Below are 26,978 nucleotides of genomic sequence, written 5' to 3' on the forward strand. Positions count from 1 at the left end.
GTTTGTTAAATTTCCTCCAAGACGAAGTTCGGGCTAGCTTGTTCGTACTCTAAATAGTTACCTTCAAGCAGTTGAATGAACTCGATGTTGTAGTTTCGGTCTTTTAGCTTTTGACGTACTTCGCGTTCTGAAGCAGCTTCAAGGTATAGACTTTTAGTATTTTCGCGAACTGGAATCTCATTTGCATTTTCTTGATAATAAACTTTGTAAATCATAGTTTGCTCTCCTTTAATTGCGTACATTTTTCTTGCACCTTTGACTACTACCACACACGTGCTACAAGAAAACAACGAATTTCTTTTAAAGAAGAAATATACCTTTGTAATCCTTGTATCTCAATGCTTCAGTTGTGCACTATGTTTTAAAATTATATAGGAAGTAGTGAGACAGTGGTTGCGTATAGCCAAATAAATGCATTTCCTTTATATTATCACGCAGTTCCTCTAAAATAAAGAAAAGCCCTTCAAATAATGAAGGGCAAATGTTAGGCAATTGATTTTTTTCCGAGTACGCCGCGAAGCTGCTTCAACAATTTCCGTTTTAGTTTCTTCAGCATGGCACATCACTCCTTAGGATCATTATAATAAAAATTATTGTCTATGTAAAGCTATTAGCCTTGAAAGGGTAATATTGATGGAAAGGGATATTAAAATGAACAAAATTTTATTTTTTGATGTAGATGGTACTCTTTATAACAGTGAAAAAAAATTACCTGCATCAGCAAAAGAAGCACTTCTTGCAGCTAGACGTAATGGCTATGAATTGGCAATTGCTACTGGTCGAGCCCCTTTTATGATTGATGCTTTATTAGAGGAGCTGGATATTGATACGTATGTTACCTTTAATGGACAATATGTTGTTTACAAAGGTGAGGTTGTCTATACAAACGGTATTGAAAAAGAAGAATTGGCGAAAATCATTGCCTTTGGTGAAGCACGTAATGAGCCGGTAGTATTTTTAGATGACAAACGTATGATTGCATCTGTTGGTGAACATAATATGGTTGCTGAAAGTCTAGATACGCTTAAATATCCATACCCAGAATTAGATTCTTCTTATTATATGCAGAACGCTGTATATCAAACACTTATATTTATGGAAGAAAAAGATGAACCTTTATATTGCGAAACATTCCCAAATGTACAATTTGTACGTTGGCATCGTTATTCTTGTGATATTTTGCCAAAGGGCGGCTCAAAGGCAGTAGGTATTGAAAAGATTCTTGAAAAAATGGGCATTACGTTACAAGATGCCTTTGCTTTTGGAGATGGCATAAACGATATCGAAATGCTACAAGCTGTAGGTACGAGTGTTGCGATGGGAAATGGACATGAGCGAGTAAAGGCTGTTGCACATCATATTGCTGATCATGTAGACGAAGATGGTCTCGCAAAAATCATGCGTGAGCTAGCGATTATCTAAAAATAAAGAAGCAACTAGTTGCGCACTTCGCGACTAGTTGCTTTTGTTTTGTAAAAGATATTCCTTAGTCAAAGGTGAAAGAGGTTTTGATTCCCAAAAGTCTTATCTTAAAGTTGTTCATTACTCATTTTATTAATGGTTGTTGTGAATTTATTAAAAGTAAGTGCATATCCTTTTCTCTAATAATAGAAATAAGGAGCTATTTGTTCACTATTACTTGATATTTTTTATGCATAGTTGATTGGAGTGGAGCCAGCGTCACTCCTAGGGGATTAGCGTCACAGATGAGACCCTGGAGCGAACGTAGTGAGTGAAGCGGCTCATCGGACGCCCCCTGGAAAGGACGCTGGCGGAACAGAAATCAACCCTCGCCTTGCGAAATGATTGTTAAAATCACTTTTTTAATCCTCATCTGCGTTAACCACTTTTATTGGAATGCCATTATCCGCAAAATGCTGAATCGTAGTTTTAGGTAGGGCGTCATCTGTGATAATGCCATCTATATCTTTGACTGGACAAACTTGAATGGCTACATCTTTATTAAATTTTGAAGAATCCGTAGCCACATAGACAGTTTGAGAGATAGAAATAATTTGTTTCCTTGTGATGGCTTCCTCTAAGCTAAAATCTGAAATGCCTTTTTCGATTGAAACACCGCTAGCACAAATAAAAGCCTTATTGATATTAAGGTGTTCAAAGCGGAACAAAAACTCATTGGACGTTACTGATTTTTCCGAGTGGCGTACTTTACCACCGATTAGTATAACCTCGATAGTGGAACCAATTAAATCAAATGCTACAGGCAATGAGTTTGTTACCACTGTTAATTTTTCCTTCTCCTTTAAAAATGGTGTCATTTGATATGTAGTTGTCCCGCTATCTATAAAAATACACTCCCCATCTTGAACAAGCGAAGCGCAAGCTTTAGCAATGGCGATTTTCTCAGTTATCTGCGTATGAAGTCGTTGGTCAATTAATCCCTCAACTGGCTCAATATATTTAACGCCCCCATAAAATTTCTCTATCTTCTTATCTTGCATCAATTGTTGGACATCACGACGAATTGTTTCCATTGAAACGTTAAATTCTTTTGTGAGTGTCACTAGTTTTACAACCTTATGTTGTCGTACAAATTGCAAAATTTGCTGTTGCCTTTCTATCATATACATTTCATCACCTCTAATACTATTTACTCAAAGTAAGCATAAGTTTGTCAACAGTTGGTCAGAATTTACTCAACATTTACACAAAAACGCATTTTCCTTTACAAATTGCCACTATACTAAAGCTAGGAACTGAGAGAGGTGAACAATTTGTTAGAACTAAAAAATATCTCGAAAAGCTATAAAAATAAGAAAGTTTTAGAAGATATCAATATAACCATCGAATCAGGTGAGATCATTTCATTATTAGGGCCAAGTGGTTGTGGGAAAACAACTTTGCTTAATATTATCTTAGGCCTTACAGATCAAACAGCTGGTCAGCTTGTTTACAACGGCCAAGATATATCAAAGCAATCGATGCAAGAAAGAGGATTTAATATTGTGTTTCAGGATTTTGCGTTATTTCCTCATTTGAATGCATATGACAATATCGTTTATGGACTGAAAAATAAACAAGAGCAAATGTCTAAGGGGGATATACAAGAATATATTGACTTTTTAGAGCTGACACCACATTTACATAAAAAGATTCACGAATTATCAGGTGGGCAAAAGCAACGTGTTTCCATTGCCAGAACACTTGTGATGCAGCCAAAAATTTTATTGCTGGATGAGCCGTTAAGTGCCTTAGATGGCGTCATTAAAGAATCGATAAAGGAGCGCATTAAATCCATTGCTCGTGAATTTAATTTAACGACTATTATTGTCACACATGATCCAGAAGAAGCCTTAACACTTTCAGATAAAGTCATGATTATTAATGAAGGAACAGTTGCTCAATTTGGCACACCTCATGAAATAGTAACAGCACCAAAAAATCAATTTATAGAGGATTTTATCTTAAGACAGCTACATATTAAGCGACACAATATCTATCAATTATTTGGAGAAACGTATGCTTAAAACGAATAAAATGATGAAATTAATTTTTCTGCCCATTCTATTATTTTTCCTATTGTTTTTAATTGTGCCATTACTTTATATGTTTTGGCAGTCTTTCAAAATAGGAAATGTGCTGACCTTTCAAAATTATATAGATGCTTTAAGTAATATAGAGCTTCGTGAAGCTTTTATTAATAGCTTTAAAGTTTCTTTTGTAGCATCAGTAGTTACCACTATATTAGCTTTTTTGTTGGCATATGCTGTTCATTTTACAACGATCCATCGCCATACGAAAAAGCTAGTACAGGTTGGAATTACTTTACCAATGTTACTACCAACTATCACCTATGGTTTCGTGTTGATTTATACATTTGGTAATCAAGGAATTCTAACAAAATTAATCGGACAACCTCTTTTTACAATCTATGGGTACAACGGTTTAGTGATAGGTTACGTTTTATATACATTACCGGTTGCTTTTATTTTAATGCAAAATTCCATGCAATATATCGACAAACGATTCTTACTTGTTTCGATGTTGATGCGTGATCATTCGCTCCGTCGATTTTATCATACTGTATTCCGTCCAATGCTAGGAACAATTGGTGGGGCCTTTATTTTAACGTTTATATTAAGCTTCACTGACTTTGGGATACCTGCATCAGTCGGGGGGAATTACAGGGTGATTGCTACGGAGCTTTATCAAGCGATGTTAGGTTCAATTGTCCATTTTGAACATGGAGCCGTAATTTCTGTTTTTATGCTTGTACCAGCAATACTCGGTGTAGTTATGTTAACGATTTTAGAGCGCTTTAATTTTCAGTATAAACAAGTCGGACAAAGTGATCTTGTCAAACATCGTCTTCGTGATGTGTTGTTTACTGTTTATTCAATGGTCTGTGTAGCCGTAGTCTTGTTCATTTTTTCAACAATGTTTATCGTGCCTTTTACGAAAGGCTATCCCTATGACCTAAGCTTCACATTAGAGCATGTCCAAAATGTACTTGCTGAGAAAGATTTAACTAAGGTTTATATCAATTCTCTGATCGTAGCGGTATTAACTGCCGTATTAGGGGTAGTTATTACATTTATGTCAGCCCTCCTTAATGCAAGGACACCACTAAAGGGAAAGAAAAGTTTGGATATAGCATCTATGATCACCAATACAGTACCGGGGATGGTGCTTGGGTTATCCTATTTGTTTTTCTTTAATGGAACGTCCTTGAAAGGTACTTTTTTCATTATTATCGCCTGTAATATTGTGCATTTTTTTACAACTCCGTATTTAATGGCGAAAAATTCGCTGCAAAAGATGGACCCTACTTGGGAAGTGACAGCGGAGCTATTAAGGGACTCATGGCTGAAAACCATTGTACGTGTTATTTTGCCGAATATTAGAGCGACGATTTATCAAATGTTTAGCTACTATTTTTTAAATGCGATGGTTACTGTCAGTGGCGTTATTTTCCTTGTTAGCACGAAGACAATGCTTGTATCGACAAGGATAAAAGAGCTTCAGCATTTTGCGAAATACACCGATATTTTCGTACTATCAATATTTATTTTATGTACAAACCTTATTGTGAAATTAGGTTGTGATTATATATCAACTCATAATGAAAAAGTGGAGGAGATCTCAAAATGAAAAAATCAACAGGCATGATGTTAGGAACAGTTGGTGCAGCGGCAATCGTTTTAGCTGCATGTGGGGGGGCAGAAGCAAATTCCGAAGAGCAGGTCATTATTTATTCAAATGCTGATGATGAAGCAATTGAAGTTATGGAGTCTACATTAGATGACAAGGGCTATAAAGGAAAGTACTTAATCCAATCCTTTGGTACTTCGGAATTGGGTGGGAAAATGATGGCTGAAGGAACAGATATTGAAGCAGATGTGGTGACGATGGCTTCTTATTTTATAGAAAGTGCACAAACCACTAAATCCATGTTTGTGGATATTTCTTCAGACTTAAAGCCTCTTGATGGCGGTGTGACGTATGCACTGCCGATTTTAGGAAATGTAGGTTCTATTTTTATTAATACAGAGGTGTTACAACAAAAAGGTCTACCTGTACCGCAAACGATTAAGGATTTGACAGACCCTGCCTACAAGGATTTAGTGTCATTCCCAAATATTATGGATTCCTCAACGGGATGGCTATTAGTACAAGCTATCATTAAGGACTATGGTGAGCAAGAAGGTCAAAAGGTTTTAGCAGATTTAATTAGTAATGCGGGCCCACATATTGAAAGCTCGGGCTCAGGACCAATAAAAAAAGTGAAAACGGGTGAAGTTGCAGCTGGATTTGGTTTACGTATTCAGGCCATAGATGCCAAAAATGAAGGGTTGCCAATCGATTATATTGACCCGACAGAAGGAAACTTCACATTAACGGAATCTGTGGCTGTAGTAGATAAAGAGGGAGATGAAGCGTTAGCTAAAGAAATCGCTAAGGTCATTGCAACAGAGGCGCGTGGTGGTCTATTAGAGCAATATCCTGTCGCTCTTTATGAAGGGGAACAAGTGAAAGATGAACATGTTCCTGCTTATCTCAAAAAGTGGGACTCTACATTAACGGTAGATTTATTAGAAAAACATCAAGCTTTCTTTAAAGAAGCACAACGATAAGGAGTTTTAACAAATGAGTAACTATAAATTATTGACACCAGGACCATTAACAACAACTGAAGCAGTAAAACAGGAAATGTTAAAAGATCGTTGTACATGGGATGATGACTATAAAAATGTTACACAAGTAATTCGCAAGCAACTTTTGGCGTTAGCTCAAGTCGATGAGCCGGATTACACAGCGGTCCTTATGCAAGGTAGTGGTAGCTTTGTAGTAGAATCTGTTCTCACAACAGCTATAAGTGAAGACGATAAAGTGTTAATCATCACAAATGGAGCTTATGGTGAAAGAATGGTTGAAATGGCCAAAGTACTAAAGCTACAGCATGTTGTTTACAGTGTTCCTTATGATGAGCAGCCATCATCAATAGCTATTCAAGATTTACTTGAAAAAGATGCGAGTATTACGCACGTGGCTGTCGTGCATTGTGAAACAACAACAGGTATTTTAAATCCAATTAAAGGAATTGGGGAAGTTGTTCATTCGTTCAACAAAACATTTATCGTAGATGCAATGAGTAGCTTCGGTGGAGTGCCAATGAATTTATCAAGCTTGCATATAGACTTTTGTATTAGTAGTGCCAATAAATGTATTCAAGGCGTGCCGGGGTTTGGGTTTGTTATTGCTAAAACAAATGTATTAGAGAAATGCAAAGGTCAGGCTCGTAGTGTTGCATTAGATTTGTATCATCAATGGGAAGTGATGAAGCATGATGGCAAATGGCGCTTTACTTCTCCTACGCATGTAGTGGCAGCTTTTGCGAAGGCGCTAGAAGAGCTAGACGAAGAGGGCGGAATCAACGCTCGCTATAAGCGCTATGCGGATAATAATCAAATACTACGCTCTCGTTTATCAGTGCTTGGCTTTGAAGCGTATATTGCGGAAGAGCTACAATCACCTATTATTACAACATTTTTGTTCCCATATAAAGAGTTTTCTTTTGAGCACTTTTATGAGGAAATGAAAAAAGCAGGTTTTGTTATCTATCCTGGTAAGCTGACAGATGTGGATACATTCCGTATTGGCAATATCGGTGATATTCATGAGGAAGATATGCAAGCGTTATGTGAGATAATAGAAAATTATATGGTGGTGAAAAACAATGAAAATTGAAACGGTTATTTTGGATTGGGCAGGAACAGCAGTTGATTTTGGTTGCTTTGCCCCTGTCAATGTTTTTTTATCGATTTTTGAAGATGCTGGTGTCAATGTAACATTAGAAGAAGCTCGAAAACCAATGGGCATGTTAAAAATTGACCATATTCGTACCATGCTAGAAATGCCAAGAATTAATGAGGAGTGGCAACGAATTCATGGACAAGCTTTTACAGAAAATGACGTGCATACATTATATAATCAGTTCGAAACGAAATTAATGGAATCGTTAGCAAACTATACAGATCCGATCCAACATGTGAAGACAGCGGTACAGCAATTAAGAGAAGCGGGTATTCGAATTGGCTCTACAACAGGCTATACTGATTCGATGATGGAAGTAGTGACGAAAAATGCAGCTAACAAAGGCTACCAACCTGATTTTCTTGTAACACCCACACAGGTTGGTGATAAAGGACGACCATACCCATATATGATTTTTAAAAACATGCAGGCATTAGGCTCGAAGGCAACCAGGCAAGTCGTAAAGGTTGGCGATACGACTTCAGATATAATGGAAGCATTAAATGCTGGTGTTTGGGCTGTTGGTGTTATTATTGGAAGTTCAGAGATGGGATTATCTGAAGAAGAATTTCAAGCACTCACTTCTGAAGAACAGCAACAAGTCATAGCCGAAACGAGACGTATTTTTGAAGAAACAGGGGCACACTATACAATTGAAACAATGGCAGAGCTACCTAAATTAATTGAAACAATTAATGCTCGTTTAAATCGATAAAAATAAACCTCGGCAGATGTATAACTGCCGAGGTTTATTTTAATCTCGCTCATATGGAATGGAATCAGGTATTTCTGCAAATGGGTTTTTTTCATTGATACGATCATAAAACATTACGCCGTTTAGATGATCTAGTTCATGCTGAAATGCAATAGCTGGCAAACCTTTAAGACGCATTTTCTTTTCTTCGCCATCAATTGTTTTAAATTTGACTGTGATGCGCGCATGACGGGGTACATAACCAGGTATATTACGGTCAACAGAGAGACAACCTTCTCCTGCTGTTAGGTATGTGTTTTCGACAGAGTGGCTTACAATTTTCGGATTAATGGCAACAAAGCTTAATTGTTCACCAGCCTCATCTTTTAAATGTAGAGCAAACATACGCTGTAAGCTATTTACCTGATTGGCAGCTAGGCCAATACCACTACGCAAATTATATTTTTCTGCCATTTCAGGGTCTTGGCTGTTGATTAAATACTGAAGCATATCTTCAGCGAGCTTTCTTGTTTCATCAGTTAAAGGGAATTTAACTTCCTCAGCTTTTGTGCGTAAAGTCGGATGACCTTCGCGGATAATATCATCCATTAAAATCATATAGTAATCTTCCTTTCAACTTTGTAGTGCCTTACTAATAAGTATACATCACGTCTTAAAACAATCACATGTAAAAAGACCTTATTTGAATATACTCAAAAAATTTTTCTAATGCTATTAGATTTTCTAGATTGGGGTATTCTACTATTGGAAAACCTGTTGGAAAACTTAAGGAATATATAGTGTTAATAAGGTGTTGTAATACAGATTTTAGATATTGGTAATACAGTATAGGACAGTGGTATTGGAATGTTATTTTAGAAAAAATCTTTGTTTATAGCCGTAATATATGATTGACCGACAGTATTTTATTCAGTATACTGAGTGTCAAGAATAAGTTGTACTAGTAAAAATGGTGATTTATTTTAATACAGCTGAAAGGGAGATGTGACAAATGAGCAAGAAAAACAATAATATTTTTGATGCGAAACAAACGCTAACTGAAATCGAAGATAAATTTGAAATGTTTCAAATTTTAAATGAAGAAGGCGAAATTATAAATAAAGAGGCAGACCCAAAACTATCTGATGAGGAACTAGTTGAACTAATGACACGTATGGTTTACACACGTATTTTAGATCAACGCTCAATCTCACTAAATCGTCAAGGACGTTTAGGTTTCTATGCTCCTACAGCAGGTCAGGAAGCTTCACAACTTGCTTCTCACTTTGCATTAGAGCAAGAGGATTGGATTTTACCAGGTTACCGTGATGTACCACAAATTGTATGGCATGGCTTACCTCTTGAAAAAGCATTTTTATTCTCACGTGGTCACTTCATTGGGAATCAGGTTCCTGAAGGTGTAAACGTTTTAGCTCCACAAATTATTATCGGAGCACAATATATTCAAGCTGCAGGAGTGGCACTTGGTATTAAAAAACGCGGGAAAAAAGCTGTTGCCGTAACTTATACAGGTGACGGTGGTTCATCACAAGGTGACTTCTATGAAGGAATTAACTTTGCAGGTGCATTTAAATCTCCAGCAATCTTTATCGTACAAAATAACCAATATGCAATTTCAACTCCTCGTGAATTGCAAACAGCTGCTAAAACAATTGCACAAAAAGGTGTAGCAGCAGGTTTACCAAGTATTCTAGTAGATGGAATGGATGCGCTTGCAGTTTATGTAGCTACTCGTGATGCTCGTGAACGTGCAATTAATGGCGAAGGTCCAACATTAATTGAAACTATGTGTTACCGTTATGGTCCGCATACAATGGCAGGGGATGACCCAACTCGTTACCGTACTTCTGATACTGATAATGAATGGGCTCAAAAAGACCCTCTTGTTCGCTTCCGTAAATACCTAGAAGCAAAAGGTTTATGGGATGAAAAGAAGGAAGAAGCAGTAATTGAGCGTGCAAAAGAAGAAATTAAAGAAGCAATCAAAAAAGCAGATGCTGCTCCAAAACAAAAAGTGACAGAGTTAATGGAAAATATGTATAAAGGCGAAATGCCATCTAATTTAAAAGAACAGTATGAAATCTATAAAGAGAAGGAGTCGAAATAACCAATGGCACAAATGACGATGATTCAAGCAATTACAGATGCACTTCGCACAGAATTAAAGAATGATGAAAACGTTCTTGTATTCGGGGAAGATGTAGGTGTCAACGGTGGGGTATTCCGCGCTACAGAAGGCCTACAAAAAGAGTTCGGTGTTGATCGTGTGTTCGATACACCATTAGCAGAATCAGGTATTGGTGGGTTAGCAGTCGGTCTTTCTCTTCAAGGATTCCGTCCAGTTCCTGAAATTCAATTCTTTGGTTTCGTATATGAAGTAATGGATTCTATTAGTGGTCAATTAGCACGTATGAGCTACCGTAGTGGTGGTGTATACAATGCGCCAGTAACAATCCGTTCACCATTTGGTGGTGGTGTGCATACACCTGAAATGCACTCAGATAGCTTAGAAAGCCTAATGACAGCACAACCAGGTTTAACAGTTGTTGTACCATCAACACCATATGATGCAAAAGGATTACTTATTTCATCAATCCGTAATGATAACCCAGTTATTTTCCTAGAGCACTTAAAACTTTACCGTTCATTCCGTGAAGAAGTGCCAGAGGAAGCATATGAAATTCCGCTAGGCAAAGCAGATGTAAAACGCGAAGGTAAAGATTTAACAATTATCGCTTACGGATTAATGGTTCATGAAAGCTTAAAGGCTGCAGAGGAACTTGAAAAAGAAGGACATTCTGTAGAAGTAATTGACTTACGTACAATTCAACCAATCGATGTGGATACTATTATCGCATCAGTTGAAAAAACAGGACGTGCGATTGTTGTCCAAGAGGCTCAAAAACAAGCGGGTATCGCTGCAAACGTAGTAGCAGAAATTACAGAGCGCGCAATTTTAAGCTTAGAAGCTCCTGTTCTTCGTGTGGCTGCACCAGATACTGTGTACCCATTCCCACAAGCTGAAGGTGTTTGGTTACCAAACTACAAAGATGTAATGGAAACAGCGAAAAAAGTTTTAACATTCTAATAAAGCTTCTAAACTTGAAGAGTAAATAGAAAGGATGGGTACACATGGCATTTGAATTCAGACTACCGGATATTGGCGAGGGTATTCACGAAGGCGAGATCGTGAAATGGTTCGTTAAAGCTGGAGATACAGTTAAAGAAGACGATATTCTTTGTGAAGTACAAAATGATAAAGCAGTAGTAGAAATCCCTTCACCAGTAGAAGGTAAAGTAGAGGAAGTTTTAGTAGGAGAAGGGACTGTTGCCGTTGTTGGTGATGTCTTAATCCGATTTGATGCACCTGGTTATGAGGACTTAAAGCTTAAAGGTGACGATCATGCTGAAGCGAAAACAGAAGCACAAGTTCAAGCAACTGCTGAATCTGGTCAGAATGTAGAAAAAGCTCCTACAAACGAGGAGAAGGCACCAGAAAAAGCTCAAGATAAAGCTCCAGACAAAGTGGAGACTGTTGTTGATGAATCAAAACGTGTGATTGCAATGCCTTCTGTACGTAAATTTGCACGTGATAACGATGTTAACATTCGTGAAGTGAAGGGTACAGGTAAAAATGGTCGAATCCTAAAAGAAGATATTGAAAACTTCTTAAAAGGTGGAGGTACTGTAGAAGCTCAAGCTGCAAATGTTGAAGCAACTGAAGCAACGGCGCAGGAAGAGACAGCAGCACCGGCAGCACCAGTAGTTCTTGAAGGGGAATTCCCTGAGACGCGTGAGAAAATGTCTGGTATTCGAAAAGCGATTGCAAAAGCAATGGTACACTCGAAACAAACGGCTCCTCATGTTACACTAATGGATGAAGTCGATGTAACAGCTCTTGTAGCACATCGTAAAAAATTCAAAGATATCGCTGCTGAAAAAGGTGTTAAATTAACATACTTACCATATGTAGTTAAAGCTCTTATTTCAACTTTACGCGAGTTCCCAGAATTTAACCGCTCCTTAGATGATGCTACACAAGAAATTATTCAGAAGCATTACTATAATATCGGTATTGCTGCTGATACTGAAAGAGGCCTACTAGTACCAGTTATTAAGCATGCAGATCGTAAATCTGTATTTGCAGTGTCTAATGAAATCAATGAGTTAGCGACGAAAGCCCGTGAAGGCAAGCTTGCGCCACATGAAATGAAAGGTGCTTCCATGTCCATTACGAATATTGGCTCTGCAGGAGGACAATGGTTCACACCAGTAATTAATCATCCTGAAGTAGCAATACTAGGTATTGGTCGAATTTCAGAAAAACCTGTAATAAAAAATGGTGAAATTGTAGCCGCACCTGTGTTAGCATTATCATTGAGCTTTGATCATCGTATGATCGATGGAGCCACTGCGCAAAATGCTTTAAATCACTTAAAGCGTTTGTTAAGTGAGCCAGAATTATTATTAATGGAGGCGTAACAAAAATGGTAGTAGGAGATTTCCCAATCGAAACAGATACTCTTGTCATTGGTTCAGGTCCTGGAGGATATGTAGCAGCAATTCGTGCAGCTCAAACTGGCCAAAAAGTAACAATCGTTGAAAAAAATGTACTTGGTGGTGTGTGCTTAAACGTAGGTTGTATCCCATCAAAAGCATTAATTTCAGTAGGTCACCGTTTTGAGCAAGCTAAACATTCAGATGACATGGGAATCATCGCTTCTGATGTGAAATTAGACTTCTCAAAAGCACAAGCATTTAAAGACAGCGTTGTTAAAAAATTAACTGGCGGTGTTGAAGGCTTACTTAAAGGAAACAAAGTTGAAATTGTACAAGGTGAAGCTTATTTCGTTGACGCTCATTCAGTGCGTATCATCAATGGTGAATCTGCTCAAACTTACACATTTAACAATGTCATTATTGCAACAGGTTCTCGTCCAGTTGAGATTCCAACATTCAAATTCTCTGATCGCGTACTAAATTCTACTGGTGCACTTTCTTTACAAGAAGTTCCTGGTAAATTAGTTGTTATCGGTGGAGGTTATATTGGTACAGAGCTAGGATCAGCTTACGCAAACCTTGGCTCTCAAGTAACAATTATTGAAGGCGGAAAAGATATTTTAGCTGGCTTCGAAAAACAAATGACTCAAATCGTTAAAAAAGGCCTTAAAAAGAAAGGCGTTGAGATTGAAGTTAACGCGTCTGCAAAAGGCGTTGAAGAAACTGAAAACGGCGTAGTAGTAACTTATGAAGTTGGCGGAGAAGAGAAAAAGGTTGAAGCTGATTACGTATTAGTTACTGTAGGTCGTCGTCCAAATACAGATGAAATGGGCCTTGCTGAAATCGGAGTTGAATTCGGTGAACGTGGTCTAATCAATGTTGACAAACAATGTCGTACAAATATTCCAAACATCTATGCAATCGGTGATATCGTAGCTGGTCCACAACTTGCACATAAAGCATCTTACGAAGGTAAAGTTGCTGCTGAGGCGATTGCTGGTGAAAAATCAGTTGTTGATTATCTTGCTGTACCTGCTGTATGCTTCACAGATCCTGAAATGGCAACAGTTGGTTATAATGAAGATCAAGCAAAAGCAGAAGGCATCGAATACACAGCAGCGAAATTCCCATTCGCAGCAAATGGTCGTGCTCTTGCATTAAACCAATCAGAAGGCTTCGTGAAGCTTGTTGCTCGTAAAGAAGACGGCTTATTAATTGGTGCTCAAATCGTAGGTGCTGGTGCATCTGATATGATCGCTGAAATGGGCTTAGCGATTGAAGGCGGAATGACTGCTGAAGATATCGCATTAACAATTCATGCTCACCCAACATTAGGTGAAATTACAATGGAAACTGCTGAAGTACTACTTGGCAACCCAATTCACATTGTAGCAAAAAAATAATGGTAACAGTTCTAACGGCTATAAAGCAAATGCTTTGTAGCCGTTTTTTGTATATTGACCGTAATTTTGTTAAAGTAAAGATATTGTTAGGAATATTCGAAATAATTTGGGGTGATAATGATGGATTTAGGCTTAAAGGGGAAAGTGGTAATTATTACTGGGTCAAGTAAAGGAATTGGTTATTATACGGCTATGCAGCTTGTCAAAGAGGGAGCACAGGTTGTATTGTGTGCTCGTGGAGAAAAACAGCTACAAGTGGCAGCTGGATGTATTAAAAATGAAACAGGTATAGATGTTTTAATTGTTCCAACAGATATTACAAAAGAAAAAGATTGTAAGTATTTAATCGAACGTACTGTAGAACAATTTGGCCATATTGATATTCTCATTAATAATGCAGGTACCGCTTCAGCAAATCCCTTCGAAACGGTGAGTAGTGAATTATGGCAAGCTGATTTAGATTTAAAGGTATTTGGGGCCATTCATTGTTCAAAATATGCGGCACCTTATATGCGAAAAGCTGGCGGTGGTGCAATCGTCAATGTGACAGCTGTAATGGCGAAGACACCTCCAGCAAGCTCACTTCCTACTACTGTAAGCCGTGCTGCTGGACTTGCCTTAACAAAGGCAATGAGCAAGGATTTAGGAAAAGATAATATTCGAGTAAATTCTGTCTGTATAGGTCTTATTCGCAGTGACCAAATTGAAAAGAAATGGAAAAAAGAAGACCCGGATTTATCGTGGGAAGAATATTCCCGTAAGGTGGGGCAAGCTATTCCGCTCGGTCGTGTAGGTGATACACAAGAGGCTGCAAACGTTATAACTTTTTTAGTATCTGATGCAGCGAGCTACGTTACAGGCACTTCAGTTAATATCGATGGTGGCTCTGGCCACGCATTATAGAAAAGTAAAAATCCACTATACTTATAGAAGCATAGTGGGTTTTTAAATTTTAACCTTCTTCATTAATAAGTACATTTTTACCACGTATTTTCATAACCAGTGGTATAAGTAACCAAGAAATTGCAACCACTAAAAATAGTAATGATAAAGGCTTTGTTATAAAAATAGAAAAGTCTCCATTCGAAATGGTTAATGCACGGCGCATATTATTTTCAATCATTGGCCCTAGTACAAGTGCAAGGACTAAGGGAGCTACTGGGTAATCATTTTTAGCAAATAGATAACCAAGAACACCACAAGCTACTAATAAAAATAAATCAAACGTAGCGAATTGAACGGCATAAACGCCAAAAATTGAAATCGCAATAATAATGGGCAATAAATACTTTTTAGGTGTTTCGATTATTTTGGCAAAAATCCGGACCAATGGCATATTTAATGCTAGTAACATTAAGTTACCTATAAACATACTGGCAATTAATCCCCAAGCAACTTGAGGATGCTCATCAAATAATAATGGACCCGGCTGAATATTATACATAATAAGTGCACCCATTAAAATTGCAGTAGTACCTGAGCCGGGAATTCCTAATGTTAGCAAGGGAATCATTGCACCGCCTGATGCAGCATTGTTCGCTGATTCAGGTCCAGCTACACCCGCAATATGACCTTTTCCGAATTGCTCGGGTGTTTTACTGAATTTTTTTTCGGTAATATAAGAAAAGAATGAGGCAAGTGTTGCGCCTGCACCGGGTAATACACCGATGAAAAAGCCTAGTAATGAGCCGCGAGCAATAGGAACAGCACTATCCTTTAAATCTTGCTTTGTTGGTAATACACGATTAATTTTTGCTAATTGACCATCCTCTTCTTCTTTTTCAAGAATGGTTTTAAATACTTCACCTAATGCAAATAAACCAACAGCGATAGTTAAAAATTCAATTCCAGAGAACAGCATAGGCTGACCAAATGTAAAACGTTCGATACCTGATACGGCATCTATACCAACTGTCCCGAGCATAAGCCCTAAAACAGTCATGATTAAAGCTTTGGTAATAGAACGTCCTGCTAGTCCACTTACTGCTGCAAGTCCTAATAGCATCAGAGAAAAGTATTCTGCGGGTCCAAATTTAAGTGCTAATTTTGACAATGGATTAGCTAATAGTATTAGACCTAGTAACGCTACAACTCCAGCACAAAATGAGCCAATGGCCGCGATAGAAAGAGCACTTCCAGCACGGCCTTGTTTAGCCATTTGATAGCCATCCAATGTTGTCACAACTGATGAGGACTCACCAGGCGTGTTTAATAGAATGGATGTTGTTGATCCACCATACATGGCTCCGTAGTATACCCCTGCAAGTAAAATAATTGAGCTTGTAGCGGCAGCCTCCGTTGGAAGTCCAGCTGTAATAGTTGCTGTAACGGGGATTAATAAAGCAACCCCGCTCATTGGACCTATACCTGGAAGTACACCAACTGCTGTACCAATTATGACACCAACAAGAGCGAATAAAAGATTTTGCCATTGAAGGGCAACAGCAAATCCATCAGCTAAAAATTGCAATGTCGACATATGTTCACTCCTGTACTAAAAAATTGGGAAACTAGGCAACGATCCTCCTAGTAAACTTGTAAATAAATAATAGACACCTAGTGAAAATCCAGCTGCAATAAAAATTGAATAAATAAGGTTAGTACGTTCCATTGTTTGGAAGCTAATACACAAAAATAAAAATGTTGTTATCATATAACCAATTTTTTCAAGGAAAAATACATACGCTAGAGCGCTACCCAAAATGATTAAGAACTTTTTGAGCTCTGTTGAAGATATTTTAGAAGAAGTTGTTGGTCCTGTGTTTCGCTCTCTCACAGCTTTTTTCCATGATTCATAAAATAATTGAAGACTTAATAAACCTAAAATAATACCTAAACCTAATGGGAAAATTTTTGGCCCAACTGTAGACCCATAAGCACTATCAGAAATCTGTGTTGCTTGAAAAATAAACAAAATGCTAAGTGCTAAGAGGATTATGCTAAATGTTTTATCAAATGTATAGCTCAAACGTTTTACACCTCCATTAAAAATAAATAAAGTTACACAAGTAGTTCTATATTTAATGGAAATACTTGTGTCTTTTTTAAAAAACGATTTTTTATTTTTGCATACCAAGAGCTGTAAGTAGTTCAATGATTATTTTATTTTGATTGTCTAGATAAGCTGTAAATTCTTCCGCATTACGGTATTCTGCTTGCCAGCCATTACGTGTCACCTCAGCTTGCCATTCTTTTGATTCAGACATTGCCTGTAATTTTTCAGACCAATAGGTAATCGCATCTTCACTCATATTTTTTGGACCGAAAATACCACGCCAAATTGTAAATTCCTCATCAATACCAGACTCTTTAAATGTAGGAACCTCTGCTAGCTCACCTTCTAAGCGTTCAGAGGAACTTACAGCTAATACACGAACATCTCCAGATTTAACATAAGTAGCAATTGTGGAGGCATCTGTTGCAATAACATCAGCATTGCCACCTAATAATGCTGTAACCGCCTCACCGCCACCGTCATAAGAAACATATTTAATTGTTTTTAAGTCAATGCCCGCTTTATAAGCCGGAATAATTCCTACTAGATGATCCATCGAACCCGGTGCAGAACCACCTGCTAATGTGACATCTTTTGGTGAAGTTTTCATGGCATTTAAAACATCTTCAAGCGTTTGAAAAGGAGAATCCTTTTTAACAACGATTGCGCCATAGTCACGTGTTAATTGTGCTAAAGGTGTAGTATCCTTATAGCCAAATTTACTATTTCCTTCAGCCTTTTCATGATTTATAAGGATCGGTGGTGATTTAACCATTAACATATAATCATTATTGGCCTCCTTTGTAGCAAATGTTGCCATGAAGGCAGCACCACCACCGCCTGGCTTGTTCTCAACTTGAATTGCCTTATCAATTAACCCTGTGTCATTCATGGTTTTTGCTACTGCACGAGCGGTTAAATCCCAACCACCACCTGCACCAGATGGAGCAACAATGGTAATATTATTTTTCGGATAATCACTGGCGTTCTTTCCCTCTGTTTTTTCTCCATTTGATGAGCAGCCAACCAAACTAGTAAATAGTAAGCCAGCTACCATTATTTTAGAAATGTTCCTCCACATAAAAATCCCCCTTAAAAATAAAATGGTAGCGCTATCAATTTAGCGCTACCCATACTATAACTTACTTCACAATTTTAGGAATATTGTGATAATAATGTGAATTAACATCATTTTGTTCATAAAGTTTATTGAGAAATAAAGTATCGTCGTTCAGGACGACCAACTGTGCCATAAGTCAGTTCAGTATAGACCTGCTTTTGTGTAACTAAAAATTCTAAATAACGACGAGCGGTGGAACGGCTGACACCGATATTCTTTCCTAACAGCTCAGCTGTACTACCATTCTCCATTAAACTTAAATGGTTAATAACATGATTCATTGTTGTTGGATCAATCCCTTTTGGTAGTAATAACGGTGTTTCTTGAGGGCCGGGGCCGGATGAACCTGCTTTTGGCCAAAGATATTGAATTTTTTCTTGTGTAAAATTCTCATTATTTTTCAGCAATAAATGCTTGTAACGGAATTTTTCTATACTCTCTTTTAGTTGTTCGAATGTAAATGGCTTTAAAATGTAATCTGTAACATTTTTCCGATAAGCTTTCTGTACTATATGTGCCTCTGTGGCTGCGGTAATCAAAATAATGCTACTTGTTGGGCTTACTTCTTTAATTTTATCAATTAAATCAACCCCGAGTATATCTGGTAAAAAGACATCAAGTAATATAAGTTGCGGTGAAAATGATTGAAGCCAATCTAAAGCTTCTTCACCAGTGTTTGCCCGCGCAATTACTTTATAGCCTTCAATTTTTTCTAAAAAACGACAATGTACGTCTGCTACACGTACATCATCTTCAATTACTAGCACTTCAATATCGTTCATGGATCATAGTCCCCCTTTTGCTAATAGATACGATAAATAGGGCACCTCCTAAATCGCCTTTTTCAAGAGCAAGAGTGCCGTTTAGATCATGGATGCTGGAAATTACTTTTCTTAAACCATAGCCTCGATGTTTCCTATCTTTCGTGGAAATATTTTCAGAAAATAGTACATCTAATTTTTCTTGTGCTAAACCTTGACCAGAGTCCTCAACCTCAAAGATGATTTCCTCTCCATTATCTAATATAAAAAGCCTGATAATTGGTTGTCGCTCTTTGTTTTTATCAACCTCTTCAAAAGCATTGGTTAATAAATTCCCTATAATAGAAATAATTAGGCTTTTTTCAATGTTTTCAGGAAAGGTTTCTAAATAACTATCCTCATCAAAGATCAATTTGATCTTTAATTCACGGGCACGATTAAAAAATCCGATAATTAAACCATTTAAAAATGGGTCCTTTACACGCTTTGTTATAAATTGGGTTAGAGAAGAATGTCCTTGTACCTCTTTATGAATAATAGATAGTGCTTCATCAGAAGCATTTAATTGAATAAGGCCAGATATTGTGTAAAGGACATTATTAAACTCATGTGTTTGGGCACGTAAAGCCTCCGTATATTGTTTTACTTGTGATAATTCGATAGCCATTTGCTCTATTTCTGATTGTAATCGGAAACTTGCAACAGCGCCGACAACTTTACCATTCACCTTCATAGGTACACGGTTAACGATAATTTCATGACCATTAACAATCATCAATTTATCAAGTTGTTTTTCACCGTTCGTTAATACGTTAAGAAGATGTGTATTAGGTATATGCTGTTCGATATTATCACCAATGATAGAAGCTGAATCCGTTAAATTTAAGATTTTGGCGGCAGCATTATTTAGGGTTGTGATTTCACCTTTCTCATTAACCGTTATAATCGCTTCACGAACTGATTCAATTAAAGTATTTTTTTCTGTTAAGAGACTGGCAATTTCGCTTGGCTCTAAATTAAAAATTTGCTTTTTAATATTACGGGATAAAAAAATAGAACCGATTATACCGATGCTTAATGCAATCACCATCGTATAAAAAATATTATCAAGATATAAAAAATATAAGCTATCTAATTCACTTGTTAAGTATCCAATTGACACAACTCCAATAATCGATCCATTTGTGTCAAAGATAGGTGCCTTTCCACGAATGGATTGTCCCATTGAACCATTCGCAATGGAAATATAAGACTCACCATCGATTAATGCTCGGTTATTATCATCGCCAACCATGGTTTTACCAATACGGTCAGCGATAGGATGGGTGTAGCGTATGCCATGTTTATCTCCTATTACAACATAAGTAGCTTTTGCTGCAAGCATAATATCATTGCTAATTTTTTGTAGACTTTCGGAAGGATTATTTGTATGAAACGCTTCGATTACATCGCCCCTGCTAGCTGTTGTTTCAGCTAAATATAGTGCTCGGTTACCAATTTGTGTTTGCAACGCATCAGATATGGTCATATAAAAGAGAATGCCTGATAAAATGACAATAATAAAAATTAAAAAACTGCTGTAATAGGCAAAGCGAGCTTGGAGTTTTAATGTTTTAAAGATAATAGAAGATCCCACCTTATTGTGTATTATGGAAATTTTAGTAATATATATAACTAGTATCTTTTGTAATTTTCGATTATATAAAAAAATTTTGAAAATTACTAGTTGGAATATTCGAAAAGTTATGAGGACCGAATCGGCACAATTAGCAAATGTAGCAGTTAAGTGATCTATTGATAAAATCTGTATGAGAGTATCATCATCAACAGCAACATCATGAAAGTTTTGGAGAATAGGAATTTGAATACCATTTCATAAAATTACTTAGATTTTTCATTCTTTACTAATTATTTTTCTAAAATTACAATAGACAGAAAATTCCTACAGATGTAGAATGAACGATATAGGGGGTGAAAAGTGGCGAAATGTTGAAAGAAAATTTTGCTGCACTATTGTTGCGAGTTGTTCGGATTATTGTTCAAATTGGCATACTAACCATTTTTTATTATATGGGAGTAGGGATAGTATCGTATTTACATATACCTCTTCCAGGAAGTGTTATTGGATTATTGTTATTAGCACTTTCACTCATTTTTAAAATCATTAAGGTTGAATATATTCAAGATGGAGCAAGTTTTCTCATTGGCATCTTAACGTTATTTTTCATACCTGCAACAGTAGGTGTTATTGATTATCCAGAACTCATGTCAATGACTGGACTGCTCATTATCTTAGCCGTTATAGCTAGTACATTAATCTCTATTTATATCACAGGTCTACTGACACAAATCATTGAGAAAAAAGAATTGGCGAAAAAGGAAAACGCAGAAACAACTGTTGAAGAAGGAAAGGGGGAGTTATCCGTTGATTGAAGCGATTGTTATCCTTAGCACCATTTTCATGTTCATTTTATTTACAAAGCTTTATCAGCGAATTCCACATCCTATCATGATTCCTTTGGTCACAACAACGATTGTCAGTGCAGTGATTTTGCTAGTTTTTGATATCCCATATGCAACTTATATGAAAGGTGGAGAATGGCTTCAGCAGATGCTTGGACCGGCTGTTGTCGCACTTGCCTATCCCCTCTATAATCAACGAGCCATTATTATAAAATATAAATATTCTATTTTATCAGGACTTTTCATAGGTATGATCACAGGCTTATTTACTATTTTTGTATTGTTAAAATGGATTGGTGTTAAAGCTAGCTGGATGCTGACGGCCTTACCTAAATCATTAACTACGCCTGTTGGAATGCAGGTAAGTGAGACAATTGGAGGTATTCCACCTTTAACAGCTGTTTTTGTCATGATTGCAGGGTTTGTAGGCGCTATTATCGGACCATTAGTCATTAAATATGGCAAAATCGACTCGGCGGTTAGTAGAGGTGTTGCAGTAGGTAGTGCCTCACATGGGGTAGGTCTTGTTAAATTAAGAGAATATGGGGAACAGGAATTATCAGTTGGTTCATTATCTATGGGCTTAACAGCTGTGATTGGGGCATTTTTTTGTCCTCTCTTTGTCTATTTATTTTTGTAAAGAGTTATTACTATTTTGTTGTCTAAAAAATTGAATTATTGACGTTTTATCGTGAATAAGCAAACAAGCTAGCTCTTCATGAAAGAGAGCTAGCTTGTTATGTTTAGAAAATCGGTTTCCGTTCTTTTATAACACGAATTGTTTTTAATGTGGTATCTTCTGGACCTTGTACTGGTAAACCAGCCTCGATATTCATTTGAATATAGTGAATATTTTCTTGGGTAATTATTTCCCCGGGAATAAAAATTGGAATTCCAGGAGGATATACCATAATAAATTCTGCACATATACAGTTATCTGCTTCTGCAAGTGGAACGACTTCTGTATCTGCATAAAAAGCATCACGTGGTGACATAGCAAGAGCTGGAATTTCTGGAACATTCACTAAAGCTTCTGTTATAGCCGCTTCAGAATCAAATGCTTTTGACATACGAGTTAATGCATTCACTAAAAGATTAATTTCTTTTTTCGTATCTCCTAATGTCACCAAACATAAAATATTATAAAGGTCAGATAGTTCCACTTCAATATTAGCGTTATGACGTAACCATTCTTCAGCTCTGTGGCCAGAAATACCTAAATCTTTTACACTAATAAGAAGTTTTAATGGATCCATATCATAGGTTGCAGAGGAGTGTAGTTTTTCCTTACCTGCACATTTTAAATGCGGGATCTGATTGATCCGTTTACGTGCATCCTTAGCTAAACGCAGTGCATCGTCGATTAAATCATATCCATGAATAGCTAGCTGGCGTCGAGCTGTGTCGAGCGAAGCAAGTAATGGGTATGATGTTGACGTAGTTGTTAGCATGGAAAATACAGCTTGTACACGTTTTGCTGAAACAAGACCTTCACGTACATTTAAAATAGATGTTTGTGTCATGGAACCACCGAGCTTGTGAACGCTTGTCGCAGCCATATCAGCGCCGGCTTCCATTGCGGAATACGGTAGGTCATCATGGAATTTTATGTGGACACCATGAGCTTCATCTACTACAACCGGAATATTACGATCATGAGCAATTTCGACAATACGCTTTAAATCAGCTGTAAAGCCAAAATAAGTAGGATTAATAACAAGTACTGCCTTTGTATCTGGGTAAGCATTTAATGCTTTCTCAACAGCTTCAGGGGAGATGCCATGAGAAATCCCATATTCACTGTCAACTTCAGGGTGAATAAAAATTGGAATTGCACCAGCGAATACAATCGCAGACATAATGGATTTATGAACATTCCGTGGCACTAGAATTTTATCACCTGGACCGACGACGGTCAGAATCATCGTCATGATGGCGCCACTAGTACCTTGAACGGAAAAGAATGTATGATCAGCACCAAAGGCTTCTGCTGCTAGGTTTTGAGCTTCTTTAATAGCACCCTTTGGTGAATGTAAATCGTCTAGTGGAGCAATATTAATTAAATCAATTGATAAAACGTTGTCGCCGACGAATTCACGGAAAGCAGGGTCCATCCCTTGCCCTTTCTTATGGCCTGGAATATGGAACTGTATGGGATGTCTGTTCCGATGTTTAAGTAATACGTCGAACAATGGAGTCTCTAGTTGTGACAACGCAGGTACCACCTCACTTTATAATATCTAAGAAAACAAATGAATTATAGCACCTAACGACACGAAAACATAGACTTTTCATAAAAAATAAAAGGATTTTTTTCAGGGTATCGAGAAATTAGTATCGAACGAAAGGGGAGGTACTATGAATTGGAATACACGTGTGACGGAGCTTTTACAGGTTAAATACCCAATTATACAAGGAGGATTAGCCTATTTAGCATACGCTGATTTAGCTGCTGCTGTGTCGAATGCTGGAGGTTTAGGGCAAATCACGGCTATGAGTTTACGAGATCCTGACTTGTTACGAGAGGAGATCCATAAAGTACGAACATTAACAGATAAACCATTTGGTGTTAATTTTGCAATAGGTATGCATGGGAAAGGCTATGAGGAGATGGTGCGCGTTGCTGTCGAAGAAGAAGTTCCGGTTGTGACAATGACGGGAGGAAATCCAGCACCTATATTTGATTTATTGGCAGGAACTAACATCAAAAAATTAGTCCTTGTAGCTGCACGTAGACAAGCTCAAAAGGCTGAGCAGCTTGGAGCAGATGCTGTCATGGTCGTGGGTCAAGAGGGCGGAGGTCATCTTGGACGTGATGATGTCGGCACAATGGTGCTGGTTCCACAAGTGGTTGATAGTGTGAAAATTCCTGTCATTGCTTCTGGCGGAATTGGTGATGGTCGCGGCTGGATGGCAGCTCATGCACTAGGTGCAGAAGGCATTGAAATGGGCACTCGCTTTATTGCGACAAAGGAGTGTGTCGATGCGTCAGAGGCTTACAAGGAGGCGTTACTTGCAAGTACAGAGGCTGATACAACAATTATTAAGCGCTCTATTGGTGCACCAGCACGAGCGTTACGTAATGAATTTACGGAAAAAATTTTAGAAATTGAAGAAAGAACACCAACATATGAGGCGTTAAAAGAATATATAAGTGGGACAGCCAATAAGCGTTTTATTTATGATGGAGATAGAAATCAAGGCTTTGGATGGGCAGGTCAAGTGACAGGGATGATTAACGATATCCCAACCGTTGAAGATCTAATCAATCGAATGGTTGCAGAAGCTGAAAGTATACGGTTAAAATGGGGGCATTAACATAAAGGTGGTTTTGTCGAATGGAATATTCTTATCCGTTTTCAACTGATTGGTCCACAGAGGAGATTGTGGATGTTGTTCAATTCTTCGAGGGAATCGAGAAAGCTTATGAAAAGGGCATCAAGCGTGAAATCATGCTAGCTAAATATCGTCGCTTTAAAGAGATAGTCCCTTCACAAGCTGAGGAAAAATCAATTTTTCGTGAATTTGAAGAGGCAAGTGGCTATATTAGCTATCCTGTCGTGAAACAAACAAAGGAAGCCGAAGATGGTACGATAATAAAAATTGTGCCTAAAGGTGGTCGATAAAAAAGTGGATGTGAGTCATACTCACATCCACTTTTTTATTTTTTGTGTTAAAAAACGATATATTGCATAAAATACATCAATCAAAATCCATACAAAATGAATCGAAATAGGGCTATTTTCCAACGATGATATTGTAAATAGGAAGTAGGCTTTCAAACGTTTCTTCTGTTAATTGGTGTAATTCGCTAGCAGTAAGCTTTGTTGCCTGCTCTTTTGGAATGTGTCGACCAATTAAGAACTCACCCTTTTTGACATCTCGCAGACGTATAAGCAATGCTTCAAGGTTGTCTTCTTCTTTTGCCTCTTCGAGAGAAATGGCTTCAGGGGACATATGGTCTCCAGACACAATAAAGTCATTAGGAAGCTGCTCTAGTAATGATTTATAAGCTAGTAAACGTTCAGCCATTACATTTTTTTGAGGTGCTTCATAAATAATAGCTAACACGATGAATAAATGTGTGTGCCATAGACCAATCTGAAAGTGAGGCAATGATTTATAACCTCTTTTATAGGGAGCAAAGGCAACCCAACTATCTTTTGGTGGGTTGACAGTTCTTCGAGCATGTTTGGCAACATGTGGAAAGAATTCTTCGCCTAACTGGCTAGAAAAATAAGTAGCAAACTGTTCTCCTAGCTGATTGAATTTTGGACGTACCTGTATATTTAACGCATCCATTCTTTGTTCTAAACCGTCTATTGTAAAAACTTTAAAGTCTTTGTTTGTCCACTTTATTTTTGACAATTTTATTTTACTCCTTTCGTTTTATAAGGTTTATTTTACGCTGATTTTGGGAAAAAATCTTATAACAAGAACTTTATCGAATTAGAAAAGTTTTTGTAAAAAAATTAAAAAAAGGAAGTGTTTTTTATGAAACCAATCGTAAAAATTATACGTAAAGTTGACATCGAAAAGCAATATGAACACATTTTACAATTAGAATTAGATTATGAATTAGCTTCGCTCTTTGCCGCGATGAATGAAAAAAATGACCTTGAAATTGAAAAAAGTAAAAAACGTCTGGCAGAAATTCAATCGGAACTTGAAAGTTTGCACGCCTATGCGTAATGGAAACCTAATACCTATTTAAAAAATCACTTGCTGAATATTCCGACAGCAGGTGATTTTTATTGTGACAAAGGGTAAAATAGACATTATATCTCTATGCAGTTAAAGTTTTATATTACCAAAATAAGTTATTAAGTTGTGGAAAAGGTACGAGGAGCATAAAAAGAACGATAGAAAAAAGAGCCTTTTCTTATATTCGAAGGGTGGGTTTTTAATGGACTTACAACAAATTGATGAATTTGCGAAAAGTATTATTTTTGAAGCTGGAAAACGTATTCGTGAGGCTTTTTCGTATAATCTAGTCATTGAGACAAAATCAGGTGCAAATGATCTTGTTACTAATATTGACCGAGAGACCGAATTATTCTTTATCAAGCAAATTAAAGCTTTTGATCCAACCCATAAAATCTTAGGAGAAGAAGGAATGGGCGAAAAAGTGGAAACGTTAGATGGGGTTGTTTGGATTATTGATCCGATTGATGGCACGATGAATTTCGTCAAGCAACATCGTCATTTCATGATTTCCATCGGTATTTTTGTGAATGGTGTAGGTAAGTTAGGGTACATATTTGATGTCATGCGTGAGGATCTATTTAATGCCATCGCGGGTCAGGGGGCATGGTATAACAATACACCCTTGCGTAAACTTCAGTCGGTTACAATGGATGAATCAGTTATTGGCATTAATGCACATTGGGTAGCGCCCAATCGACATATTCACCATGAAAAAGTAATAGAAATGGTGCGCAAAGTGCGTGGTACACGGTCCTACGGATCAGCGGCAATGGAAATTGCATTTGTAGTGAGTGGCAAATTAGATGCCTATGTCTCCATGCGTCTAGCACCATGGGATATTGCAGGCGGGACTATTATCGCTCAAGAGGTTGGAGCCGTTGCCACAAATTTACACGGAGAAGGCTTTGATTTCCTTCATCAGGATACTTTTATCATCGCTAATCCTTCAATCCATAAAGAATTATTGGAAAAATATATTGTGCCATATGAATAAAGAGGAGCCGTCTTTTTACTAGACAGCTCCTCTTTTTATCCTTTC

27 protein-coding genes are annotated in these 26,978 nt (G+C 37.4%); 17 read left to right on the forward strand and 10 right to left on the reverse strand.

The window, feature by feature from the left end:
• Positions 1–5 precede the first annotated feature (5 nt).
• Positions 6–215 carry a DNA-dependent RNA polymerase subunit epsilon gene (locus MKY49_RS03955; protein ID WP_274795791.1) on the reverse strand — a complete coding sequence of 70 codons (210 nt, stop codon included), beginning with the start codon at positions 213–215 and terminating at the stop codon, positions 6–8.
• A gap of 436 nt (positions 216–651) precedes the next feature.
• Between MKY49_RS03955 and MKY49_RS03960 the strand changes: the two genes are divergently transcribed.
• Positions 652–1,422: a Cof-type HAD-IIB family hydrolase gene (locus MKY49_RS03960; RefSeq protein ID WP_341385662.1), complete on the forward strand. Its 771-nt coding sequence runs from the start codon at positions 652–654 to the stop codon at positions 1,420–1,422.
• A 401-nt stretch (positions 1,423–1,823) separates the two neighbouring features.
• Here MKY49_RS03960 and MKY49_RS03965 read toward each other — a convergent pair whose 3' ends face one another.
• Positions 1,824–2,585: a DeoR/GlpR family DNA-binding transcription regulator gene (locus MKY49_RS03965; RefSeq protein WP_396631758.1), complete on the reverse strand. Its 762-nt coding sequence runs from the start codon at positions 2,583–2,585 to the stop codon at positions 1,824–1,826.
• A gap of 150 nt (positions 2,586–2,735) precedes the next feature.
• Between MKY49_RS03965 and MKY49_RS03970 the strand changes: the two genes are divergently transcribed.
• The 5 genes from MKY49_RS03970 to phnX are packed head-to-tail and all read left to right on the forward strand — an operon-like array spanning position 2,736 to position 7,990.
• A complete protein-coding gene (locus tag MKY49_RS03970) occupies positions 2,736–3,488 on the forward strand; it encodes an ABC transporter ATP-binding protein (protein ID WP_274795794.1) in 753 nt (250 codons plus the stop codon).
• Complete coding sequence (locus MKY49_RS03975) at positions 3,481–5,112, forward strand: iron ABC transporter permease (RefSeq protein WP_341385663.1); 1,632 nt, start codon at positions 3,481–3,483, stop codon at positions 5,110–5,112. Before MKY49_RS03970 ends, MKY49_RS03975 begins: the two co-directional genes overlap by 8 nt.
• Positions 5,109–6,095, forward strand: coding sequence for an extracellular solute-binding protein (locus MKY49_RS03980; protein WP_341385664.1), 987 nt, complete (start codon positions 5,109–5,111; stop codon positions 6,093–6,095). The genes MKY49_RS03975 and MKY49_RS03980 overlap by 4 nt, the downstream gene beginning before the upstream one ends.
• A 13-nt stretch (positions 6,096–6,108) precedes the next feature.
• Complete coding sequence (gene phnW, locus MKY49_RS03985; protein WP_322604682.1) at positions 6,109–7,209, forward strand: 2-aminoethylphosphonate--pyruvate transaminase; 1,101 nt, start codon at positions 6,109–6,111, stop codon at positions 7,207–7,209.
• Positions 7,199–7,990 carry a phosphonoacetaldehyde hydrolase gene (gene phnX, locus MKY49_RS03990; RefSeq protein WP_341385665.1) on the forward strand — a complete coding sequence of 264 codons (792 nt, stop codon included), beginning with the start codon at positions 7,199–7,201 and terminating at the stop codon, positions 7,988–7,990. Before phnW ends, phnX begins: the two co-directional genes overlap by 11 nt.
• 39 nt (positions 7,991–8,029) lie before the next feature.
• Here phnX and def read toward each other — a convergent pair whose 3' ends face one another.
• Positions 8,030–8,587, reverse strand: coding sequence for a peptide deformylase (gene def, locus MKY49_RS03995; protein WP_274795799.1), 558 nt, complete (start codon positions 8,585–8,587; stop codon positions 8,030–8,032).
• A gap of 394 nt (positions 8,588–8,981) precedes the next feature.
• Here def and pdhA point away from each other — a divergent pair, with 394 nt between their 5' ends.
• The 5 genes from pdhA to MKY49_RS04020 all read left to right on the forward strand — a co-directional run bounded on the left by pdhA (position 8,982) and on the right by MKY49_RS04020 (position 14,796).
• Positions 8,982–10,097: a pyruvate dehydrogenase (acetyl-transferring) E1 component subunit alpha gene (pdhA, locus tag MKY49_RS04000; RefSeq protein WP_274795800.1), complete on the forward strand. Its 1,116-nt coding sequence runs from the start codon at positions 8,982–8,984 to the stop codon at positions 10,095–10,097.
• Between the two features lie 3 nt (positions 10,098–10,100).
• The gene (locus MKY49_RS04005; protein WP_274795801.1) at positions 10,101–11,078 is read left to right on the forward strand and encodes an alpha-ketoacid dehydrogenase subunit beta; all 978 of its coding nucleotides are present in this window, start codon (positions 10,101–10,103) and stop codon (positions 11,076–11,078) included.
• Between the two features lie 44 nt (positions 11,079–11,122).
• Positions 11,123–12,472 carry a dihydrolipoamide acetyltransferase family protein gene (locus MKY49_RS04010; protein ID WP_322604680.1) on the forward strand — a complete coding sequence of 450 codons (1,350 nt, stop codon included), beginning with the start codon at positions 11,123–11,125 and terminating at the stop codon, positions 12,470–12,472.
• A 5-nt stretch (positions 12,473–12,477) separates the two neighbouring features.
• Entirely contained in the window at positions 12,478–13,893 is a 1,416-nt protein-coding gene (gene lpdA / locus MKY49_RS04015) for a dihydrolipoyl dehydrogenase (protein WP_274795803.1), read from the forward strand.
• A gap of 120 nt (positions 13,894–14,013) precedes the next feature.
• Positions 14,014–14,796, forward strand: a complete 783-nt coding sequence (locus MKY49_RS04020; protein WP_341385666.1) for an SDR family NAD(P)-dependent oxidoreductase — start codon at positions 14,014–14,016, stop codon at positions 14,794–14,796.
• A gap of 49 nt (positions 14,797–14,845) precedes the next feature.
• Here MKY49_RS04020 and MKY49_RS04025 read toward each other — a convergent pair whose 3' ends face one another.
• From MKY49_RS04025 to MKY49_RS04045, 5 genes are all read right to left on the reverse strand, one after another.
• Positions 14,846–16,372: a tripartite tricarboxylate transporter permease gene (locus MKY49_RS04025; RefSeq protein ID WP_274795804.1), complete on the reverse strand. Its 1,527-nt coding sequence runs from the start codon at positions 16,370–16,372 to the stop codon at positions 14,846–14,848.
• A gap of 15 nt (positions 16,373–16,387) precedes the next feature.
• Complete coding sequence (locus MKY49_RS04030) at positions 16,388–16,861, reverse strand: tripartite tricarboxylate transporter TctB family protein (protein ID WP_341385668.1); 474 nt, start codon at positions 16,859–16,861, stop codon at positions 16,388–16,390.
• 91 nt (positions 16,862–16,952) lie between these two features.
• Entirely contained in the window at positions 16,953–17,969 is a 1,017-nt protein-coding gene (locus tag MKY49_RS04035; protein WP_341385669.1) for a tripartite tricarboxylate transporter substrate binding protein, read from the reverse strand.
• Positions 17,970–18,094: 125 nt separating this feature from the next.
• The gene (locus MKY49_RS04040) at positions 18,095–18,790 is read right to left on the reverse strand and encodes a response regulator (protein WP_341385670.1); all 696 of its coding nucleotides are present in this window, start codon (positions 18,788–18,790) and stop codon (positions 18,095–18,097) included.
• On the reverse strand, positions 18,777–20,405 hold the full coding sequence (locus MKY49_RS04045) for an ATP-binding protein (RefSeq protein WP_274795808.1): 1,629 nt from the start codon (positions 20,403–20,405) through the stop codon (positions 18,777–18,779). Before MKY49_RS04045 ends, MKY49_RS04040 begins: the two co-directional genes overlap by 14 nt.
• Positions 20,406–20,755: 350 nt before the next feature.
• Between MKY49_RS04045 and MKY49_RS04050 the strand changes: the two genes are divergently transcribed.
• Both MKY49_RS04050 and MKY49_RS04055 read left to right on the forward strand, forming a co-directional pair.
• Positions 20,756–21,202 (forward strand): CidA/LrgA family protein, encoded by a 447-nt coding sequence (locus MKY49_RS04050; RefSeq protein WP_274795809.1) that lies wholly within the window; start codon positions 20,756–20,758, stop codon positions 21,200–21,202.
• On the forward strand, positions 21,195–21,872 hold the full coding sequence (locus MKY49_RS04055; protein WP_274795810.1) for an LrgB family protein: 678 nt from the start codon (positions 21,195–21,197) through the stop codon (positions 21,870–21,872). Before MKY49_RS04050 ends, MKY49_RS04055 begins: the two co-directional genes overlap by 8 nt.
• A gap of 103 nt (positions 21,873–21,975) precedes the next feature.
• On the opposite strand, the gene MKY49_RS04060 is transcribed toward MKY49_RS04055, so the two are convergent.
• Complete coding sequence (locus MKY49_RS04060; protein WP_274795811.1) at positions 21,976–23,445, reverse strand: aminotransferase class I/II-fold pyridoxal phosphate-dependent enzyme; 1,470 nt, start codon at positions 23,443–23,445, stop codon at positions 21,976–21,978.
• Between the two features lie 145 nt (positions 23,446–23,590).
• On the opposite strand from MKY49_RS04060, the gene MKY49_RS04065 reads away from it, so the two are divergent.
• Positions 23,591–24,550, forward strand: coding sequence for an NAD(P)H-dependent flavin oxidoreductase (locus tag MKY49_RS04065; RefSeq protein WP_312506823.1), 960 nt, complete (start codon positions 23,591–23,593; stop codon positions 24,548–24,550).
• A 20-nt stretch (positions 24,551–24,570) separates the two neighbouring features.
• Positions 24,571–24,858 (forward strand): UPF0223 family protein, encoded by a 288-nt coding sequence (locus MKY49_RS04070; RefSeq protein WP_312506822.1) that lies wholly within the window; start codon positions 24,571–24,573, stop codon positions 24,856–24,858.
• Positions 24,859–24,970: 112 nt separating this feature from the next.
• On the opposite strand, the gene MKY49_RS04075 is transcribed toward MKY49_RS04070, so the two are convergent.
• Positions 24,971–25,600 (reverse strand): YktB family protein, encoded by a 630-nt coding sequence (locus MKY49_RS04075; protein WP_322604677.1) that lies wholly within the window; start codon positions 25,598–25,600, stop codon positions 24,971–24,973.
• A gap of 126 nt (positions 25,601–25,726) precedes the next feature.
• On the opposite strand from MKY49_RS04075, the gene MKY49_RS04080 reads away from it, so the two are divergent.
• Together MKY49_RS04080 and MKY49_RS04085 are read left to right on the forward strand one after the other, a co-directional pair.
• Positions 25,727–25,924, forward strand: a complete 198-nt coding sequence (locus MKY49_RS04080) for a hypothetical protein (protein WP_274795816.1) — start codon at positions 25,727–25,729, stop codon at positions 25,922–25,924.
• Between the two features lie 214 nt (positions 25,925–26,138).
• Complete coding sequence (locus tag MKY49_RS04085; RefSeq protein ID WP_312506820.1) at positions 26,139–26,933, forward strand: inositol monophosphatase family protein; 795 nt, start codon at positions 26,139–26,141, stop codon at positions 26,931–26,933.
• The last annotated feature ends 45 nt before the right edge of the window (positions 26,934–26,978 follow it).

The organism is Lysinibacillus sp. FSL M8-0134, from assembly GCF_038069745.1.
Taxonomy (GTDB): Bacteria; Bacillota; Bacilli; order Bacillales_A; family Planococcaceae; genus Lysinibacillus; species Lysinibacillus irui.